The organism is Bradyrhizobium sp. Tv2a-2 (assembly GCF_000472425.1).
Lineage (GTDB): Bacteria > Pseudomonadota > Alphaproteobacteria > Rhizobiales > Xanthobacteraceae > Bradyrhizobium.
Genome location: NZ_AXAI01000001.1, coordinates 374,277 through 393,060 on the forward strand (window position 1 = coordinate 374,277; position 18,784 = coordinate 393,060).

The 18,784-nt window shown below is 64.0% G+C and carries 15 protein-coding genes; 2 read left to right on the plus strand and 13 right to left on the minus strand.

The annotated features are described in order from the left end of the window. Positions 1-81: 81 nt before the first annotated feature. The 8 genes from nikE to hydA all read right to left on the minus strand — a co-directional run bounded on the left by nikE (position 82) and on the right by hydA (position 10,335). A complete protein-coding gene (gene nikE, locus A3AI_RS0101785; RefSeq protein ID WP_024513926.1) occupies positions 82-1,743 on the minus strand; it encodes a nickel ABC transporter ATP-binding protein NikE in 1,662 nt (553 codons plus the stop codon). Continuing rightward, positions 1,740-2,600, minus strand: coding sequence for an ABC transporter permease (locus A3AI_RS0101790; RefSeq protein ID WP_024513927.1), 861 nt, complete (start codon positions 2,598-2,600; stop codon positions 1,740-1,742). Before A3AI_RS0101790 ends, nikE begins: the two co-directional genes overlap by 4 nt. Then, positions 2,597-3,628 (minus strand): ABC transporter permease, encoded by a 1,032-nt coding sequence (locus A3AI_RS0101795; protein ID WP_024513928.1) that lies wholly within the window; start codon positions 3,626-3,628, stop codon positions 2,597-2,599. The genes A3AI_RS0101790 and A3AI_RS0101795 overlap by 4 nt, the downstream gene beginning before the upstream one ends. Positions 3,629-3,655: 27 nt before the next feature. Then, complete coding sequence (locus A3AI_RS0101800; RefSeq protein ID WP_024513929.1) at positions 3,656-5,275, minus strand: ABC transporter substrate-binding protein; 1,620 nt, start codon at positions 5,273-5,275, stop codon at positions 3,656-3,658. A 240-nt stretch (positions 5,276-5,515) separates the two neighbouring features. Then, positions 5,516-6,949 (minus strand): NAD(P)-binding domain-containing protein, encoded by a 1,434-nt coding sequence (locus tag A3AI_RS0101805; RefSeq protein WP_024513930.1) that lies wholly within the window; start codon positions 6,947-6,949, stop codon positions 5,516-5,518. Positions 6,950-7,115: 166 nt separating this feature from the next. Then, positions 7,116-7,877, minus strand: coding sequence for an SDR family oxidoreductase (locus tag A3AI_RS0101810; protein ID WP_024513931.1), 762 nt, complete (start codon positions 7,875-7,877; stop codon positions 7,116-7,118). 1 nt (position 7,878) lies between these two features. Then, positions 7,879-8,853 (minus strand): NAD-dependent epimerase/dehydratase family protein, encoded by a 975-nt coding sequence (locus A3AI_RS0101815; RefSeq protein ID WP_024513932.1) that lies wholly within the window; start codon positions 8,851-8,853, stop codon positions 7,879-7,881. A gap of 12 nt (positions 8,854-8,865) precedes the next feature. Next, complete coding sequence (hydA, locus tag A3AI_RS0101820) at positions 8,866-10,335, minus strand: dihydropyrimidinase (RefSeq protein WP_024513933.1); 1,470 nt, start codon at positions 10,333-10,335, stop codon at positions 8,866-8,868. A gap of 155 nt (positions 10,336-10,490) precedes the next feature. Here hydA and A3AI_RS0101825 point away from each other — a divergent pair, with 155 nt between their 5' ends. Next, on the plus strand, positions 10,491-11,147 hold the full coding sequence (locus tag A3AI_RS0101825) for an aspartate/glutamate racemase family protein (RefSeq protein ID WP_024513934.1): 657 nt from the start codon (positions 10,491-10,493) through the stop codon (positions 11,145-11,147). 10 nt (positions 11,148-11,157) lie between these two features. Here the strand turns inward: A3AI_RS0101825 and A3AI_RS0101830 are convergent, their stop codons facing one another. The 5 genes from A3AI_RS0101830 to A3AI_RS0101850 all read right to left on the minus strand — a co-directional run bounded on the left by A3AI_RS0101830 (position 11,158) and on the right by A3AI_RS0101850 (position 18,102). Next, positions 11,158-12,084, minus strand: a complete 927-nt coding sequence (locus tag A3AI_RS0101830) for an N-carbamoyl-D-amino-acid hydrolase (RefSeq protein ID WP_024513935.1) — start codon at positions 12,082-12,084, stop codon at positions 11,158-11,160. 171 nt (positions 12,085-12,255) lie between these two features. Then, positions 12,256-13,485 (minus strand): amidohydrolase family protein, encoded by a 1,230-nt coding sequence (locus tag A3AI_RS0101835; RefSeq protein ID WP_024513936.1) that lies wholly within the window; start codon positions 13,483-13,485, stop codon positions 12,256-12,258. 2 nt (positions 13,486-13,487) lie between these two features. Further along, positions 13,488-15,995 (minus strand): branched-chain amino acid ABC transporter ATP-binding protein/permease, encoded by a 2,508-nt coding sequence (locus A3AI_RS0101840; protein ID WP_024513937.1) that lies wholly within the window; start codon positions 15,993-15,995, stop codon positions 13,488-13,490. Between the two features lies 1 nt (position 15,996). Then, complete coding sequence (locus tag A3AI_RS0101845; RefSeq protein WP_024513938.1) at positions 15,997-16,866, minus strand: branched-chain amino acid ABC transporter permease; 870 nt, start codon at positions 16,864-16,866, stop codon at positions 15,997-15,999. Positions 16,867-16,926: 60 nt separating this feature from the next. Next, on the minus strand, positions 16,927-18,102 hold the full coding sequence (locus A3AI_RS0101850) for an ABC transporter substrate-binding protein (protein ID WP_024513939.1): 1,176 nt from the start codon (positions 18,100-18,102) through the stop codon (positions 16,927-16,929). Between the two features lie 225 nt (positions 18,103-18,327). Between A3AI_RS0101850 and A3AI_RS0101855 the strand changes: the two genes are divergently transcribed. Continuing rightward, positions 18,328-18,750, plus strand: a complete 423-nt coding sequence (locus A3AI_RS0101855) for a nuclear transport factor 2 family protein (RefSeq protein ID WP_024513940.1) — start codon at positions 18,328-18,330, stop codon at positions 18,748-18,750. Positions 18,751-18,784 lie beyond the last annotated feature (34 nt).

Genomic DNA, 18,784 nt, shown 5'->3' on the forward strand with positions numbered 1-18,784 from the left:
TTCCGCGAAAGCCGTGTTCTTGTTCGAAGCGTTCGAGAGGAAGCTTTAGACCGTGCAGACGACGATGTCATCAGGCTTGATTCAGGCCGGAACGAGCGCAGCGGGCGCACCGATATGCGGAACGGCGTCGACCAGCTCGCGAGTGTAGTCGGTGCGCGGATTGGCAAACAGCGCTCGGCTTTCGCCCTGCTCGACGATGCCGCCGGCGCGCAGCACGATGGTACGGTCGCACATCATGCGTACGACGTTGAGATCATGGCTGACAAACAGGAAGGCGAGATTGTCCTCGCGGCGCAGCCGGTCGAGCAGCTGGAGCACCACCGCCTGCACCGAGACGTCAAGTGCCGCGGTCGGCTCGTCCAGCACCAAGAGCCGCGGGCTGCAGGCGATGGCGCGGGCAATGCCGACGCGCGCCTTCTGGCCGCCGGAAAGCTGGTGTGGAAATCGCGACAACAGCTCCTTCGGCAGGCCGACACGATGCGCACATTCCTCGACGCGCTGGCGCAAGGCGTCGCCGGAGCGCATGCGCAGCAGCCGCAGAAGCGGATGCGCGATGCAGTCGAAGGCGGTGAAGCGCGGGTTGAGGCTGTCGTTCGGATCCTGAAAGACGATCTGGATGTCCTTGCGCGACGGCGAGCGATGGAAATCGCGCGCCGGTATCTTGCTGATGGAATAACCGTCGAACAGGATCTCGCCCTCGCTCGGATCAATCAGCCGGCAGATCATGCGCGACGTCGTGCTTTTTCCCGAGCCGGATTCTCCGACGAGGCCGACGCTCTCACCCGCGGTCATGGTCATGGAGAAATCCGTCACCGCGGCCGTCCCGTCGTCGAAGCGTTTGACGATGCGCTGCACATCGAGCAGCGGCGGGGTGCCATGCGCCGGTGGCGACCCGTCCTTGACCTCGATCGAGGGCTTTAGTTCACCGTCAGGCACCAGATCAGTAACGCGCGAGGTAGCGGTCGGAGACGCCGCGACCAGCCGTCTGGTGTAGGGATGCTGAGGCGCGTGAAACAGCGTCAACGGCGCGGCTTCCTCGACCAGTCGCCCCTGCTCCATCACCACCACGCGGCTGCAATAGCGGGCTGCAAGTCCGAGATCATGGGTGATCAGGATGGTCGCCATGCCGCGTTCGGCGGCGATGCTGGCGAGCAGGTCCATCACCACCTTCTGGGTGGTGACGTCGAGCCCGGTGGTCGGCTCGTCGGCGATCAGAAACTGCGGATTGCAGGAGATCGCAATCGCGATCATGACACGCTGGCACATGCCGCCGGATAGCTCGTGCGGATAGGCGTTCATGCGCCGCTCCGGATCGCGGATCTGCACGGCGCGAAGCAGGTTGAGCGCCGCCTCCCGCGCCTCCTGGCTCGAGATGCGCTTGTGCGCGAGAATGGCGTCGGCGATCTGCTGGCCGACAGCGCGGATCGGATTGAGCGCGGCCCGCGGGTTCTGAAAGATCATCGCCATGGCCGCACCGTGCAGATTGCGGAAATCCGCAGCCGAAGCCCGCGTGATGTCCTGGCCCTTGTACAGGATGCGGCCATTCGCGATGCGGCCGGCCTTGTCGAGGAGCCGCGTGACGGCAAAGCCGGTGACCGACTTGCCGGAGCCGCTCTCGCCGACGAGGCCGAGCATCTCGCCCGGTTGCAGCGACAGCGATACGCCGCGCACGGCTTGCACCAGACCGCGCCGAGTCGAGAAGGTGACGTTCAGATCCTCGATGCTGAGCAGCGGCGCGCTCATGTGCGCATCCGCGGGTCGAGGATGTCGCGCAACCCGTCACCGAGAAGATTGAAGCAGAGCACGGCGAACATCAACGCGAGCCCCGGAAAGGCCACTAGCCACCAGCGCCCGGTCGAGATGAAGCGCGCGCCCTCGGCGACCATGATCCCCCATTCGGGTGTCGGCGGCTTCACGCCAAGGCCGATGAAGGACAGACCGGCAGCGTTGAGGATCGCCCAGCCGAGATTGAGCGATATCTGCACTGCCATCGCCGGCAGCACATTGGGCAGCAGAAACCGCAGCACAACCGAGACATGGCTGTCGCCGCAGGCGCGTGCGGCCTCGACCCAGCCGAGATTGCGGCGGATGTTGACCTCGGCGCGCGAAAAGCGGATGTAAAACGGCAGGTTGATGATCGCGGTGGCGATGACGATGTTCTCGACCCGATTGCCCAGCGCTGCCACCATCGCCATGGCGAGCACGAACAGCGGAAAGGCCATCACGACGTCGACGAAGCGGCCGACCGCGCGATCGAGCCTCCCGCCGACATAGCCGCACAGCGAGCCAATCACCGCTCCGATCGCGAAGGAGATACCAACCGCCGTAATCGCTATCGCAAGGTCGAGACGAGCCGCCACGATGAGACGGCTGAAAACGTCGCGGCCGAGCTGGTCGGTGCCGGCCCAATGTAACGCGCTCGGCGGCTGCAACGCCTGCGGCACGTCGGAGGCGACTGGATCGTAAGGCACCAGGGCCGGCCCGAAGATCGCGACCAGCAAAAGGAATAGCGCGCCGGCAGCGGCAACCGCGGTCACCAGATTGCCGCGCAGCACCCATATGGTGTGACGAAGCGTGGAGGACGCATCCATGCTGCTCATGCGACGGTCGCCCTGGGATCGGCGATGCCATAGAGGACATCGACCAGAAGATTGACCACGACGAAGACAGAAGCCATCAGCAGCACGAAGCCCTGCACCGGTGCGTAGTCGGACACGAGAAGCGCATCGAGCGCGTAGGACGCAACGCCGGGCCAAGAGAAGACTTTTTCCACCAGCACATTAGCGCCCAGCATCGTGGAGAACACGATGCCGGCGATGGTGATCACCGGCAGGATCGCGTTGCGCAATGCATAGGTGACCACGATGCGCCAGCGCGACAGGCCGACTGAACGGGCGGTGCGCACGAATTCGCTCCCCAGCGACACCAGCATCGAGGCTCGGGTGATGCGCGCAAGCGGCGCGATTACGAACAGCGCCATGGTGAAGGCCGGCAGCATCAGCTGGCGAACCGCGGCCCACCAGCCATCAAGGTCGCCTGCGAGCAGGAAGTCGATGAGGAGGAATCCTGTTCTCGCGGGCGGCGGCGTGGTGAAGATATCGACGCGTCCGGTCGGGTCAGGCGCAAGCCCGAGCAGATAGTAAAACACGTAGATCAGCAGCAGGCCGGAGACAAAAGTCGGCACGCAGACGCCAAGCGAGCAGAACAGCCGCACGCCGTGATCGATCAGCGAGTTCGGCCGCAGCGCCGCCACGACGCCGAGCGGCACCGCCGAGATCAGCGCGATCAGAAGGGCGGTCAGCGTCAGTTCGAGCGAGGCCGGCAGCCGCTCCTTCAGGTCCTTCTCCACGGGTTGGCCCGTCATCATGGAGCGGCCAAGATTGCCGCGGCCGACATCATAGAGATAGATCGCAAGCTGCTCTGGCATTGGCTTGTCGAGCCCAAGCTGCTTGCGGATCACCTCGATCTCCTCCTTGCCGGCATTGGGGCCGGAGGCGAAGAACACCGCGGGATCGCCGGGCAAGACGCGCATCAGCAGGAAGGTGAAGACCAGGACGCCGAACAGTGCCGGCAGCGAGGAAAGAAAACGTTGCCCGGCCCGGATGAGCGTTGCGCCGATCATGCCCATGGTTTTCGCGTCTTGCTCCGTCGCCGCCTATTTGCGACTGAGGTTACGGTAATCCACCTGGCGGGTGAACTGATAGACATAGCCGTCGAGGTTGGGTGCCATCACCGCATCCTGCGCCGGCTGCCAGAGCGGAATCTGCAGCATCTGGTCGAAGTGGATGGCATTGAGCTCCTTGCCCGCCGCCTCGTACTTCGCCTTGTCGGGCTCGAAGCGCGCGGCCTGCGCGATCTTCTCGAGCTCGGCGTTGTCGGTCGAGGAATAGTTCCAACGCTGATTGCCGGTGTAGAAGTTGCGATAGAAATAGTCGGTCGACGGCAGCCAGGCGACGATGCCCTCGGTGAAGAACGGCAGCTTCTTCTCGTTGATCGCCGTCGACATCTGGGCGTCCGGCAGCTTTTGGATATCGACCTTGATCCCGATCTTCTCCAGCGATTCCTTCACCAGCGCAGCCATCGGCTCGGCGGAGGAGGCCTGGCCGACATTGAAGCTGAACGTGGTGGAGAAGCCTTCCGGCAGGCCGGCGTCCTTCAGGTAGCCTCTCGCCTTGTCGAGGTCGAACTTCACCGGCTGTGGAATAGGATAGGCCCCGCTCGGCGGCTTGCCGTCGGTCCAGGTCGCGCCGAACATCGGTGAGCCGCGGCTGAACAACGCGGCCTTGAACATGTCGTCATAGGGCAGCGCATAGGCGATCGCGCGGCGGACATTGACGTTGTCGAACGGCGGGATCTTGTTGTTCATGGAGATGAAAGTGACCGCGTTGTATTGCGGCGTCGAAATCACCTTCAGCTTGCCCTTGCCCTCGAGCGCCTGCACGTCGCTGGCCTGCAGGTCGATGACGAGGTCGGCGTCGCCGCGCTCGACCAGATTGGCCCGCGTCGCCGGCTCCGGCACCGACTGGATGATCAGACGCTTGAAGGAGGCGGGCTTGTCGGGGGAACCGCGATTCCAGGCCTCGTTGCGCTTGGCGATCGCCTGCTCGCCGGGCTTGAAGGTCTCGACGATATAGGCGCCGCTGCCGGCCTCGTTCTCCTTGGTCCAGTTCAACGCCCAGGGATCGTCAGCGGTGGCATGCGCCTTGGCCAGTTTGGAATTGATGATGATCGGGTAGACCGTCGCGAGATTGGGCAGCGCCAGCTTGTCAGGGCGCGGCAACGTGACCTCGAAGGTCAGGGGATCGATTACCTTGAACTGATCGGCGCTGGTCAGCGAGCCCGTGAGCAGCTGCGCCTTGCCAAGCACCGGTGCGGTGACGCAACGGTCGAGCGACCATTTTACGTCTTCCGCCGTGACCGGTGTGCCGTCGTGGAATTTAGCATCCGGGCGCAGCTTGAAGGTGATCTTCAAGCCATCGGAACTCACGGCATAGGATTCCGCGAGCTCGCCGGTGATGGTGTCGAGATCGAACACCCATTTGCCATTGAGCTGCTTGCGGCCGAACGACACCAGGCGATCGTAGGAGCTCATGCTCAGTGCAAAAGCCTCGCGGGTCGATCCCGGAATGTTAGGGTCGAGCGTGTTGACGCTCGCGCCGGTCACGTAGCGCAGCGTTTCGGCCCGGCTCTGCGCTCGGGCTGCAGGCGCGGCCAGCGTCACTGCGAGCAGCGCGGCCGCTGCCGGAAATAAACGCCTGGAAATGAGCAAAGACATCGCTTCGGTCCCTTGGTTAGGAGGCAAGAGCACGATTGTCCCAAAAGCGGACCATCGGCGCTTCACCTGTTGTCGTCTCGGTATGACAATTTCGGCAAATCGGTTCCCGTTGTAGCGATCATGCGCGCATTTCCGCTGAGCAGGCCAACAATCGCAGCAAATCATGTGCCAACAAAGCGCAGTGAGGCATGCTTTGTTGCGGCAAGACAATCCCCGAAAGCACGGGCCGGAAACGCTCCATCATGCACCACCGTCAGCAAGCTCCGGGGTCCGTATCACCGCCTGCGGGACGTCATAGGCCTTGAAGGCCGCCCAATGCTTGGCGATGTCGGCGCGAAACAGACCACGGGTGATGCCGTGCACGAGTTTCGGCACCGCGGTGGTCATGGCGTTGATCGATGAGCCGGACGGACCGAAACTCATGGTCGAGGCGATGGCAAAGACGTGAATGTCCGTTATCCAGGGCGTCTCTCCAGCGCCGCGTTCGACCAGAGAATAGTCGTCCGCCAGGTAGGGAAAGGCGCCGAGGCGCGCGCTGCGCTCCTCCGGCGGCGGCGTGTAGCGATCGGCCCAGCGCGCGATGTTATGGGCGCAGCGCGATAGCTCCGGGCGGCCGGCAAAGTCCATGGCGATGCCGGTGGCGCAGATAACGAAATCGGCGGCGATGTCGCGGCGCGGCGTTTGCAGCAGAACTCCATCCGCCGTTTCGCGCGCGGCCTCGACCGGCGCGCCCTGATGGAGATGAAAGGCGGCATGGCGAGCGCAGCGGTCGTAGGTTGCTTGCGGAAAGCCCTCGCGCAATTCGAGGACGGCGCGCATGAAGCGCCAGCGCCAGGAATCGTCGAGCTCGGAAAAATGCCTCAAGAAACCGCGAAAGGTCAGCCAGCGGTAGGGCTGCACCAGCTGGATCTCGGCACGCCTGCAGAGCAGGTCGACCGTGGCAGCGCCTGCTTCCAGCGCCATCGCCGCGTTGTCGAAGGCCGAGGCGCCGGCGCCGATCACGGCGACGCGCTGGCCGCGAAGCTTCTCGAGGTCGACCGGTGCGGCGGAGTTGACGCAACGCGAGGCCGGCAGATGACGGAGCGGCTCCGGAATGATCCAATCGCCCATTCCCTCCTGGCCGGTCGCAAGCACGACCTTGCGCGCGTAGAGCGTCTCCTCGCCCTGCGCGCACTTCACCGTGGCCTTGATAAGTCCATTCGCCGCCGGTGTGACGTCGTTCACCTCGCAACCGTTGCGCACCGGAAGATCCAGCACCCCGCGGTACCACAGCAGGTAGTCCGCCCAGCATTCGCGCGAGATCAGGTTGAGATCACGCCAGCTTGCCTCGCCGAATTTCGCCTCATGCCAGGACTGGTAGGTCAGGCTCGGCACATCGAGATCAGGCCCGGTATAGTCCTTGGGGCTGCGCAGCGTCGGCATGCGGGCGTAGGTCAGCCAGGGACCCTCGCGGCCCTCCTCGGCCTTGTCGACCACAAGAATATTGGTGACCTGCGAGCGGCGCAGCGCAAAGGCGATGGCAAGGCCCGACTGGCCCGCGCCAACAATCAACACGTCGAGCGCGGGCCGGCCATCGGGCGCCGTCACAGGCGTCAGCCAAGGCATGCCCGGATGGGCGATCTTCGCTAGATCGGCCTGTATGTGGTCGGCGAGCGCAGCAAGGCCGTCGCTCATGCGGCGCTCCGGGACACGCTCATGTTAGGTTTGAACCAAAAGCAGGCGCCGCGACCAACGGGATCGATTCCGCTCACGCTCTCTCCACTTGTCTGGACCCGGCCCCCGAACCTTAGCAAAGCAAGCCAGGGACCAAAATACCAATTTGTCGAGGGCCCGGCATTGATCAGGCGGCCAGCCAGCCGCCATCGACCGGCAGAACGACGCCGGTGGTGAAGGATGAGTCGTCGCTGGCGAGGTAAAGCGCCGCGGCCGCGATCTCCTCGGCCCGGCCGAAACGTTTCATGGCGTGGCGTTGCAGCGAAGCCTCTCGCACCGCGTCCGGATCGGCATGGCGGGCAAAACTGTGGCGCAAGAGCGGCGTGTCGATCGCGCCCGGCGCGAGCGCATTGACGCGGATGCCGTCGGTCGCAAAATCGACCGCCATGGTACGGGTCAGGCCGATGATGGCGCCCTTGGCGGCGATATAGGCGCTGTTGCCCTTGCCGCCCGCGATCGCCAGTTGCGACGCCAGCGTGATGATCGCCCCTTTGCGCTGGCGTTGCATGATCGGCACTGCCGCACGTGCCCAGAGCCAGGTGCCGCCGACATTGGCGCGGAATACGGCGTCCCAATCGGCAGGGTCAGTGTCGACCACCGTGCCGCCGCAAGAGAAGCCGGCAGCTGTCATCAGCACATCGAGCCGGCCGCGGCTTGCGGCAACGCCCTCGACGGTAAGCCGCGCGAAATCCGCGTCACCGACATCGCCGACGTGAATGCTGCCCTCGCCGCCGCTTTCGCGCAGCATGGCCAAGGTCTCCGCAACGCCATTGCCGTCGCGATCGACCAGCGCAGCAAAAGCGCCTTCGCGCGCGAACAGCGCCGCGCCGGCCCGGCCAATGCCGGAGCCGCCGCCGGTGATGATCGCCACCCGTCCCGCCAGTTTCATCTCAAACTCCGTCGTGATGATCACGCAACCAGTGGCACATATCCGCGGCTGATACCTCACAATCGAAGCGCGCGCGCCAACCGAATTCATCTCGCAGCCGCGCGACCGCCAACGGCGCACGCGCTGGTCCATGAACGGTCACTGTCGCCTTCTCGTCAGGACCGGCGATGCGACAGACAAAGCCGGGCCGGAGCGCCGCCAACGCCTGTCCCCAGGCTTCCGCGGTGAAGGATACGCCGCTCGAGATATTGTAGAGGGTGTGGCGCGGCTTTACGGCCGCGATCAGCAATGCGACAGCTTCAGCGACATCAGTCGCATAGACCCAGTCGCGCATTCCCTGATCGTCGAGCAGCGCCGGGACGCCGCGCGCCAGGCAATCGACAATCAAGGCCTGCGGCGACGGTGTGTCACGCACGCCGCCGGGACGCTCGAACGGCCCGAACACGCCCGACAGCCGAACGCTGACGACATCGCTCTGCCAGAGATCAGCGAGCCGCGCCGTCACACGCTCCGACGCAAATTTGGTGATCGCATAAAGCGATTGCGGCTCGCAGGGTGTCGTCTCCTCAAGCAACGGATAGTGCTGGCCACTGGTGCCATAGGCTGCCGCCGACGACAGGTTGATCACTCGTCGCACCCTGGCATGCCGCGCAGCCTCAAGCACCGGCACCTGAGCCAGCAAGTTGACCGCGAGGATACGCCCCGGCTCAGCGGCGTCGCGCGCGGGTCCCGCGGTGATCGCAGCCGCCAACACGATCGCATCGCATCCATCGCCGATCGCGGCTGCGACCCCGGCAGCGTCTGTGACATCACCCTGCAGCACGCGCAACCGCTCGGCATGCGGCGCAAAGACCCGTCGCGCCATTGGCGGCAGCTCCGCGCGATCGAACAGTGTCACCCCGTGTCCGCGCTCGAGCAGCAAGCGGGCAATGTTGAGGCCGACGAAGCCCGCGCCGCCGAAGATCACGACCCTCATCGCGAAACCCGCCTACAGCAGTTTCGCGCCAAAATTCTGCTCCGGATCCATGTCGGCCACGAGCCGTCCCGTCGGCTTCGCCGCCTCGCCACCACTTCGAGCGAGGAAACGGCCGGAGCCAGGCGGCGCAGACAATTTCCCGCCCTCGACGATGACGCGGCCGCGCGACAACACGGTCACCGGCCAGCCCTGCAAAGTCCGGCCGGCGAAAGGCGTGTAGCCTGCACGATCATGCATCATCTCGTCGCAGATGGTGACGCGGCGACCGGGATCCCAGATCGCGATGTCGGCCTCGGCGCCGACGGCAATCGAGCCCTTGCGCGGATGCAGATTGTAGATCTTCGCCGGTGCCGTCGCGGTGAGCTCGACAAACTTTTCCAGGCCGAGCCGCCCCTTCGATACCATGGCGTCGAACAGCAGCGGCAGTCGCATCTCCAGGCCCGGCAGGCCGTTGGCGACCTGCTTGAAATTCGGCGTCGGCCCCGCGCGCAGCTTGCCGGTCTCGTCGAAACGATATGGCGCGTGATCCGACGAAATGGTCTGGAGATCGCCGAGCCTCAGCGCCTGCCACAGCGCCTCCTGGTCGGCGGCGCGCCGCGGCGGCGGGCTGCACATCCATTTCACGCCTTCCACGCCCGGCTTGTCGAGGTCGTCGGCAGTCAGGAACAGATATTGCGGGCAGGTCTCGGCGAACACCTTCAATCCCTCGCCGCGCGCGTCGCGGATCACCTTGGCGCCTTCGGCCGTCGAGACATGGAAGATCATGATCGGCTGGTCGACCAGCGCCGCCATGCCGATCAGGCGGTTGAAGGCCTCGGCCTCGGAGAAGCGCGCATGGCTGATAGCGTGGTATTTCGGATCGGTGTAACCGCGGGCAAGCAGGCGTTTCACCATCCAGGAAATGATGCCGTGGTTCTCGGCATGCGCGCACAGCATCGCACCGCCCTCGCGCGCCGCCACGAGGATATCGAGCAGGGGCTCGTCATCGATCTTGAGCCGGTCATAGGTCATGAAGATCTTGATCGAGCCGTGACCCTTGCGGATCAATTCCGGCAGGTCCCGTTCCAGCGTCTCCCTGGTCGGATCGGCGATGATCATGTGGAAGGCGTAATCGATCACGGCGCCCTTGCGCGCGAGCGCATGGTATTCCTCCAGCACCTGCGGCAACTGCATGCCGACATGCTGGGCCGCAAAGGAGATGACGGAGGTGGTACCGCCGAACGCTGCCGAGGTGGTGGCACTTTCAAAGGTATCGGCATTCATGATGCCTGCAGCGGAGAGCTGCTCGATATGGCAATGACTGTCGACGCCACCCGGAAGCACCAGCTTGCCGCGCGCGTCAATTTCGAGCTTGGCGGGGCCGAGCCCGCGGCCGATCGCGGCGATGGTCTCGCCCGCAACAGCGACATCGGCCTCGAACGTATCGGTGGTGGTGGCGACGCGCCCTCCCCGGATGATCAGATCGTAGGCGGGCTCGGTCATGACAGTCTCCGTGACGGTAACTCTGGATCGGCTGCGCAAATCCGCTCGCCTCGTAGCGGCACTCTTGCGCTGGGCGCAAGACCCCTTCATGCTGCCCATGGCATAGTGATTGCTTCTTTTTCGCGCCGTCAACACAGATGAAGCAGGAACCTCCCATGTCCCGGCCGCGCATCATGGTCATCAACCCAAATTCGAACCGCGTGGTCACGGCGGGGATCGCGGAGGCGCTGAAGCCGCTGATGTTTGAAGATGGTCCGGAGATCGTGTGCGAAACTCTCGCAGAGGGCCCGTACGGTGTCGAGAGCCAGGCTGATGTCGACGGCGTTGCGATGCCGCTGCGGCAGTTCGTTGCGAGCGATCATTCGTCGGCAGCCTTCGTGATTGCCTGCTACAGCGATCCCGGCCTGCACGTCTGCCGCGAGGCGACCACGCGGCCCGTGCTCGGCATCGCCGAATGCGGCGTGCTGACGGCACTGACCCGCGCGGAGACCTTTGGCGTCATCGCCATCGCGCAGCGCTCGATCCGCCGTCATCTTCGGTATCTGCGCCAGATGGGCTTGATGGACCGCCTCGCCGGCGAGCGTCCGCTGGACATGAGCGTCGCGGAAACCGCGTCAGGCGAAGGCACACTTGCGAGGATGATCTCGGTGGGGCGGGCGCTGAAGGAGGAAGATGGCGCGGGCGCCATCGTGATGGGCTGTGCCGGCATGGCTCGTCACCGCAAGATGCTTGAGGAAGCGCTCGGCATTCCCGCGATCGATCCAACCCAAGCCGCGGTCACCATGGCGCTTGGCGCGGTGCGGTTCGCCTGACCTATCCGAATCACGGCGGCGGGATCGCGCCGGTGCGGCTGGTGATCAGGCCATAATGCTCGATGCGGCGGTGGCGGGCGAAATCGAAGATCGTCTTCTTGCCGAAAACGGTGGCATCGAGGTCGCAAGCGTGCAGGACCAGCTCGTCGCGCTCGGTTTTGGCTTCGGCCACGATCTCGCCGTCGGGATTGACGATCAGGCTGCCGCCGATCAGCGGGAAGCCGTCCTCGACGCCGGCCTTGGCCACCGCGACTACCCAGCAGGAGTTCTGGTAGGCGCCGGCCTGCACCGAGAGGCGGTTGTGAAACAGCCGCTTCTCCGGGCCCTCCTCGCTCTTCTGCGAATTGACTGACGGTGTGTTGTAGCCGATCAGCACCATCTCGACACCCTGCAGGCCCATCACGCGATAGGTCTCCGGCCAGCGCCGATCGTTACAGACCGCCATGCCGAAGATGCCGCCGAGATTGCGCCACACTGGAAAGCCGAGATCGCCCGGCTCGAAATAGCGCTTCTCCAGGTGCTGGAAGGCGCGCTCCGGATCGAACTCGGCATGTCCCGGCAAATGGATCTTGCGGTATTTGCCGATGATCTTGCCGCTGCGATCGGTCAGGATCGCCGTGTTGAAATGATGGCCGTCGGGCGTGAGCTCGGCATAGCCGAGGTTCATCGCCATCTCATATTTTGCCGCGCGCTCGAACAGGGGACGCACTGCGTCGTTCGGCATGTCGTGCTCGAACCAGGCGTCGACTTGTGCCTGATCCTCGACATACCAGCGCGGGAAGAACGTCGTAAGGGCGAGTTCCGGATAGACGATGAGATCTGCGCCTTTGCCCTTGGCTTCATCCATCAGCGCCAGCATGCGCTTGACGACGACTTCGCGACCCTCGGCGCGCTGGATCGGCCCCATCTGGGCGGCTGCTACGTTGATCTGGCGCATGGCGGTCGCTCTCCTTGATGAAACGCGCGGCTTCGGTTGCCGAAGAATCGTGCAGCTCGGCTTGCCGCGTCGATCGCATTGGCAAAGCACAGATAAAATTCAGATGTCGCAGAAGTCAAATGCAGGCTATGTGAGGAGCCATGCAACGGGTGACATCCGGCAACGCAACCGCTATGGCCGGTGCAGCAACGGCCGCGCACGGGTGAAGCTACGGTGGCCCCGCTTGTATCCGGATAATGGCTGCACAATCTCCGCTACCGCTGAGGCCGCCTCGGTGCAATCAAGCAAGACGAGATCGGCGGGATTTCCGATTTCGATGCCGTAGTGACTGAGGTTCATCAGCGACGCAGGCCCTCTCGTCACCATGTCGAAGCAGGAACAGAGTGCCGGTGCATCGCCGAGCTGGGCCACATTGGCGTAGAGATTGGCAATCCGGATCAGCGAGCAGTCGCCGAACGGAGTGAACGGGTTCAGCACATTGTTGGTCGCAAGCGAGCAGGTCACGCCGTGAGCCGAGAGTCTATGAGCATGAGTAACACCACGGGGAATATCGTGATCGTGACCGCGGCCGGTCAGGAACAGATCGGTCGATGGCAACACCGTGACAGCGACACCGGCATCGGCGAGCCGTCGCGCCCAGATCTCGAATTCGCCTCTCGGCATCGCCGATAATTTGGTGACGTGGCCGATCGCAACGCGGCCACCATAGCGATGAGCGTCGGCCTGGCGGCACACCTCTTTCATGTCGGTCCAGGACGGATCGAGATCGAAATCGAGATGGAAGTCGATGTCGATATCGTAGCACCGCGCCAGCGTGAAGATGCGGTCGATATGCTGGGTGCGGTCGTTGTCGGCATACGGACAGCCACCGATCAAATCAGCGCCCTGCTCGCAGGCCGCGACCAGCGCCTCCTCCGTTCCGGGATCGTTGATCAGGCCCTCCTGCGGAAAAACACAAAGCTCGAGGTCGATCGCCCAGGCATAGTCGTCCTTCAGCTTCCGGACGGCGTTGAAGCTGGTAAGGCCGATGCGGGCATCGACCTCGACATGGGTCCGCATCGCGGTCGTGCCTTGCGGAATTGCCTTCTCTAGCGTGCGCGACGCGCGTGCATAAACATCCTCTTCGGTGAAGTCGCGCTTGGCCGCGGCAACCTGGCTGATCGCCTCCTGCAAGGTACCCTGCTCGATGCGGCAGCGGTCGAGAATGCAGGATTTGTCGAGATGGATATGGCTGTCGACAAAGCCCGGCAGCACGAGGCAGCCGACGGCATCCTCACTGCGCAAGTCCGAGGCGATGTGGGGCGCGATCTCGGCGATGATGCCGTTGCTGATCGCAATATCGAAGGGATCGTTGCCGCGTCCGGCAATCCTCGCATGGCGCAGGATGAAATCGTCAACCATCGCTACTCAACTGTCTCCAGTCTGCCGAGATAGGCGGCCTCCAGCGCCGGATCGTGCGCCAGCGCCGCAGCCGAATCCTCCTGCACGATCCTGCCCGATTGCAGGACATAGCCGCGGTCGGCCACTTTAAGCGCAAGCGTCGCCATCTGGTCGACCAGCAGGATGGTGACGCCTTCGTCGCGAAGATCGGCAAGCACCGCGAACAATTCGCTGATCATCGCCGGAGCAAGCCCAAGCGAGGGCTCGTCGAGCAGCAGGATTTTAGGCTTGGCCATCAACGCGCGCGCGATCGCAACCATTTGCTGTTCACCGCCGGACAAGAGCCCCGCCCGCGTGTCGATGCGATCGCGCAGCCGCGGGAAGCGGCGCAACAGCGCTTCGGCCTCGGCGCGCAGATCGGCGTCGGGACGCGTGTAGGCGCCGAGCAGCATATTGTCGAGCACGCTGAGTTCGGTGAACATCTGCCGTCCTTCCGGCACCAGCGCCAGTCCGCGCGCCGCGATCAAATAGGCCGGAAGACTGTCGATGCGTTCGTCGTTGAGAATGATCGACCCCTCGACGGGACGCAAAAGCCCGGTCATCGCCTGCATCGCGGTTGACTTGCCGGCGCCGTTGGCGCCCAGCAGCGCGACCATCTCACCGGCGCGTACCGAGAGCGAGACGTTCTCCAGCACTGGCGCCGCGCCGTATCCGGCATCGAGCTTGAGGGACGAGAGCACAACCTCGCCCGGTGGTGCCGTCCAGGGAACCGGACGCGGGCGCGCCTGCATGTCGCTCGCGCCGAGATAGGCTTTGAGCACGGCAGGATTGCTACGAATCTGGGCGGGCCCGCCGGACGCGATCACCTCGCCAGCGTCGAGCACCACGATATGGTCGGAGACCGTCATTACGAGCTGCATGTCATGCTCGACCAGGATCACGGCGATGCCGCTTGTGGCGATCTTCTTGAGAAGCTCACCGAGCTCGTTCTTGTCGGATCGCAAGAGCCCCGCCGCCGGCTCGTCGAGCAGCAGCACGCGCGGTCGCGTCGCCAGCGCGCGCGCAATCTCGACCAGGCGAAGATCGACATGGGCGAGATAACGCGCTTCAAGATCGGTGCGGCCGCCATAGCCGGCGAAGGCGAGCAGTGCGCGTGCGATGTCTTCGTCAGCCGCCCCAGCCAGCGCGCTGAGCGGATGTCCGAGCCGCCCGCCGCGAAGTGCGATCAAGATGTTATCCAGCACGGTCATGGCGCCGAACAATTGCGTGGTCTGATAGGTCCTGGCGATGCCGTTGCGCGCGACGCGCCAGGCAGGCAGGCCCGCGAGCTCGACGCCGCCGCGCGTCACGCTACCTCTGTCGGGCTGATAGAAGCCGCCGATCACATTGAGAACGGTGGATTTGCCGGCGCCGTTCGGCCCGATCAGGCTGGTGATGCGGCCGGGATGAGCGACAAAGCTGACATTGGTTGCGGCTTTCACGCCGCCGAAGGAAATACCAACACCCTTGACGATCAGCTCCTCCGTGGCACCGCCGCGTCCGAGAAAAGCGCGCAAATCGATGTCTACAGGCGCCGCATCAGGCTTGCGCTCCCGCCTCGGCACAAAACGAGCCAACAGGCCCATAACGCCCGATGGAGCGGCCCACAGCACAGCCAACAGCAACGCACCGACGAACAACAGCCGGTATTCGGCCAGTTGCGACAACAATTCGGGCAGCAGCACAGTGATCGCTGCTCCGACCGCCGGCCCGAATTGCGCGCCGGCGCCTCCGACCATTACCGCGAGCAGGAACAGGATCGATTGCGAGAACGGAAAGGAGTCAGGCGCGACGAACATCATCAACGGCGAATACACAGCGCCGGCGAGACCGGCAAAGGCGGCAGAGATGGCAAAGGACGCAGTCTTGATGGCGACGGGATTGAGCCCGATCGATCGCGCCGCGGTCTCGCTGTCGCGCACCGCGACCATCGCCCGGCCCCATCCGCTCAACGAGAGGCGCCGGAACAGGAACAGCGATGCGGCGGCGAGCAGCACCGAGAGGATTGCGCTCTCCCGCTCCGCGAACGGCAGTCCGATGAAGGACGGCGCCGCAAATCCCATCAGCCCGTTCTGGCCGCCAGTGAGCGACTTCCATTCGATCGTCCCATGCTGGACAATGAAGGCAAAGGCGATGGTGATCATCGCGAGATAAGGTCCCGCCACACGCAATGCCGGCAACGCGAGCAAGATGCCGATGCAACCGGCCAGCGCGCCCGCGAGTGGCAGCGCCAGCCAGAAACTGATACCCTTACCGAGCAGGATGGCCGACACATAGGCGCCGATCGCATAGAAGCCGACATGGCCGAGCGAGACCTGCCCGCTCAAGCCGAGAAGGACGTTCAGCCCGACGCCCACGATCGTCGTCAGCGCGACGAGCGCCAGCACGAACTGGGTGTAGCTTTCCGACGCCAGCGCGACCGCGATCGCGGCAGCCGCGATGATGACAATCGCCAGCGTCCCAGTCGATGGCGGCATTCGCTTCGGCGCCATGCTAGACCTTTCGCGTTCCGGCACGGCCGAGCAGTCCGTTCGGGCGAATGGCCAGGGCGGCGATGACGACGGCGAAGGCCACGATCTGGGTATAGCTCGATCCGGCAAACGAGGTGACCAGTGCCTCGATCAGGCCGTAGAGGATGCCGGCCAGCATCACACCCCAGGCCGAGCCAATGCCGCCAAGGATCGCCGCTGCAAAAGCCTTGATGCCGAACAGCGTGCCCATATCCGACTGTACGCTGAACAAGGGCGCGATCAGGATGCCCGCCAATCCCGCCAGCGCTGTCGACAACGCGAAGGAGAGCGCGACGGCGCGGCGAACATTGATGCCCATCAATTGCGCCGCGCGCTTGTTCTGCACGACGGCCAGCATCGCCTTGCCCTTTGCGGTCCGCTGAAACGCGAACTGCAGGATCACGGCAAGACCAAGCCCGACCAGCGGGATCACGATCTGCAGCGGAAAGACGCCCATGCCGAAGATTTCGATCGGCTTCGCGGCGAGGAATGACGGAAAACCGCGCGGCTCCTTGCCGAATGTGAAGAGCACGACGTTGTCGACGACGATGCCACCCGCAACCGTCGCCATCAGCCACGCGCTCGATCCGCGTTCGGCGAACGGCCGGACCAGCAGGCGCTCGACGACGAGGCCGAACAGGCCGCAGAGCAGAATGGAAAGGACGATCGCGAGCGGCATCGGCAGGCCCAGGCGGATCCCCAGGACATAGCCGAGCACGGCTCCCAGCATCACGCAGGATCCTTGCGCGAAGTTGACCGTGCTCGAGACCACGTAGGTGACGTGGTACCCGAGCGCGATCAGGCCGTACATACTGCCAACGGCAATGCCGCTGACGATTGCTGAGAACAACAGCATCGAGGCCGCTTCCTGGAGCTGATGCGGGGTGCGGCCGACGTCGCACCCCGCGAAAGGCTAGTTGGTGAGCGGCACGATCTCGCCTTCGATGAAATGGGTAAAGATGTAATCGCCCGAACTCAGCGCGTCGTGGTTCTGTTCCGAGAACGGCTTGTCATATGCCTTGATCAGGCCGTCATAGCGGTCGATCGCATAGAAGCCGTCGCGGATTTTGGTGCCATCAGTCGAGCCGGCCTTTTCGACCGCCATCGCTGTCAGATGCATCGCATCATAGGCATTGGCGATGCCGACCGCCGGCGTCACATCGGCGAGTGTCTTTACTTCCGGATATTTCTTCTTCAGCGCCTCGAACACTGCTTCGGCCTTGGGCGACATCTTGCCGGCGAAGCTGAAGGTCTGGATGAAATGCACGTTCGCCGCGCTCGGGCCCGCAAGCTCGGTGAAGCGACCGCCGGCAGGGCCCCAATGCGAGATGATCGGCACGTTCCAGCCCATGCGATCCAGCGACTTCACGACCTGCGAGGACGGCGCGACATTGGCGACCAGGAACAGCGCGTCGGCGCCTTCATCCTTGAGGCGCGTGAGCTGCGGAACGACATCGACATCCGCATCCTGGAATTTCTCGATCCCGGCAAAGGGCAGGCCCTTGTCGGTCAGCGCCGCCTTCAGGCCGCCTTCGTTCGACTCGCCCCAGGAATTGTTGATCAGGATCATCCCGGGTTTCTTGATGGCGTTTTTCTTGATAGCGTAGTCGACCAGCGCGCGGTCGACCAGCGCGTCGACAGCGGAGACGCGAAAGACGTAATTGTCGGAGGCGCCATTGCGCGTGATGGCCGTGCCCGCCGCCCACACGCCCATGAACGGCACCCTGCTCTGATTGGCGAAGGGCACGATCGCCATCGATACCGGCGTATCCAGGCCGCCAAACAGCGCCGCGACCTTCTCGCGCTGAACCAGCTCGCGCGCGGCAACCACGCCCCTGGCCGGATTGCTCTCATCGTCACGGACCACCAGCTCGAGCTTCTTCCCGAGCACGCCACCCTTGGCATTGATCTCGTCCATCGCGAGCGAAAGGCCGCGCATGATGGCCTCGCCCGACTTGGCCGACTGGCCGGACATGGCCGCAACCAGGCCGAATTTGATGGTGTCCTCGGCGAACGCCGGCATCGAAAACGCGACTGCCGCGCCGACCAGGAGCGCGCGCCGCGACAGGGATCGCAAGGTAACTGGCATTGGGGATCCTCCTTTTGGGCGACGCTGCTGTGGCAAGCACCGTGCCAAGAAGGAAAAATCAGAAGATCACGTAATTTCAATGATTTAAGAGAGCTGTGATCGGATACACAAATTCTCGCGTACGAAACGTGATGAAATTGTATGCAATCATGCATGCGATTTTTGCTTTCCCTCCCGCTTGTCCCGCCGCATGCTCAAGGCCGGAATCGTGAAGGATGAATCGCCATGCCGGCCGCAGCCCCCGCCCCTTCCGCGCAGACGTCCGACGACGTCGCGATTGTCCGCGCTTTTCTTGACGCATCCATGAAGCCCGATGCCGAGCGCGCGGCGAGCTACATCGCCGCCGATTTCAAGCTGACCTTCACCGGCGGACGCTCGTTCGATCATCCGAGCGGCAGCATCGGCTTCAATGCCAAGCGTTACCGCTGGGTGAAGAAGGCGATAGAGCGGTTCGACGTCGTGACGGGCGGCGAGGAGACCATCGTTTACAGCATCGGCACGCTCTATGGCGAATGGCCGGACGGCACCCCGTTCAAGGACAATCGCTACATCGACCGCTTTGTCGTTCGTGGCGGCAGGATCGTGCGCATGGACGTCTGGAACGACAGTGCCGAGCGCATCCTGGTCCGCAACGGCATCGAGGCTTGAGAAGCTGCAGATCCCGTCCGCCTAAAGCATGATC